We start from the raw sequence: 1,797 nt of genomic DNA on the forward strand, positions 1-1,797 counted from the left end.
GTAAACGTAGGTACAATCGGCCACGTTGACCACGGTAAAACTACCCTAACTGCAGCAATCACTAACGTACTTGCAAAAGTATACGGCGGTGTTGCTAAAGATTTCGCATCAATCGATAACGCTCCAGAAGAGCGCGAGCGCGGTATCACAATCTCAACTTCACACGTTGAATACGATACGCCTACTCGTCACTACGCACACGTAGATTGTCCTGGACACGCCGATTATGTTAAAAACATGATCACTGGTGCTGCTCAAATGGACGGCGCTATCCTTGTTGTTGCTGCGACTGATGGCCCTATGCCACAAACGCGTGAGCACATCCTTCTTTCTCGTCAAGTTGGCGTTCCTTACATCATCGTATTCATGAACAAATGTGACATGGTTGATGACGAAGAGCTACTTGAACTAGTAGAAATGGAAGTTCGTGAACTTCTTTCTGAGTACGATTTCCCAGGTGATGACTTACCACTAATCGCTGGTTCTGCGCTTAAAGCGTTAGAAGGCGAGAAAGAGTGGGAAGACAAGATCATTGAGCTTGCAAACGCACTTGATTCTTACATCCCAGAGCCAGAGCGTGACATCGATAAGCCATTCATCATGCCTATCGAAGACGTTTTCTCAATCCAAGGTCGTGGTACTGTTGTAACTGGTCGTGTTGAAGCTGGTATCATCCGCATCAATGACGAAGTAGAAATTGTTGGTATCCATGATACAACTAAATCTACTTGTACTGGTGTTGAAATGTTCCGTAAACTACTTGACGAAGGTCGTGCTGGTGAGAACATTGGTGCTCTTCTACGTGGTACTAAACGTGAAGACGTTGAACGTGGTCAAGTACTAGCTAAGCCTGGTTCAATCAACCCACATACAACATTCACTTCAGAAGTATACGTACTTTCTAAAGATGAAGGTGGTCGTCATACACCATTCTTCAAAGGTTACCGTCCACAGTTCTACTTCCGTACAACTGACGTAACTGGTGACGTACAGTTACCAGATGGCGTAGAAATGGTAATGCCTGGCGATAACGTTAAGATGACTGTAAAGTTAATCTCTCCAATCGCAATGGATGAAGGTCTACGTTTCGCAATCCGCGAAGGTGGCCGTACTGTAGGTGCTGGTGTAGTAGCAACTATCGTAGAGTAATAATTAACTTTTAAGTTAATTATTAGAAAAAGGTCACTTCGGTGGCCTTTTTTAATGCCTACGATTTACGTCATGTGAAGGTGGCGCTGTTACCCATAGGCGTAGGTGCTTTGTAGCAACGTTCAATGAGTAATAATTAACTTTTAAGTTAATTGTTAGAAAAAGGTCACTTCGGTGGCCTTTTTTAATGCCTGGGATTTACGTCATGTGAAGGTGGCGCTATTACCTTAGGCGTAGGTGCTTTGTAGCAACTATCGTAGAGTAATAATTAACTTTTAAGTTAATTATTAGAAAAAGGTCACTTCGGTGGCCTTTTTTAATGTCTGCGATTTACGTCATGTGAAGGTGGCGCTATTACCTTAGGCGTAGGTGCTTTGTAGCAACGTTCAATGAGTAATAATTAACTTTTAAGTTAATTATTAGAAAAAGGTCACTTAGGTGGCCTTTTTTAATGTCTGCGATTTGAGCTGTAAGCTCTAAGCGGAAAGTTTTAAGTTGCTCGGCGTTAATATGTACTTGTAGGCGAGTGGCTTGCCACCGCGTTTATAACAGAAAGTAAATATATTAAATTTTCTTGCTATTTAAGTTGAGGAGATCTAGATTTTTACCGCTTACCGCTTACCGCTTACCGCTTACCGCTTACCGCTT

At 42.5% G+C, this 1,797-nt stretch carries 1 protein-coding gene; it reads left to right on the plus strand.

Translation table 11 applies throughout. The annotated features are described in order from the left end of the window. Positions 1–1,149: elongation factor Tu (gene tuf, locus H5163_RS20980; protein WP_182735892.1), on the plus strand; the 1,149-nt coding region annotated here is incomplete at its 5' end. Between the last annotated feature and the right edge of the window lie 648 nt (positions 1,150–1,797).

This window comes from Pseudoalteromonas sp. SG44-8, assembly GCF_014164125.1.
Lineage (GTDB): Bacteria > Pseudomonadota > Gammaproteobacteria > Enterobacterales > Alteromonadaceae > Pseudoalteromonas > Pseudoalteromonas rhizosphaerae.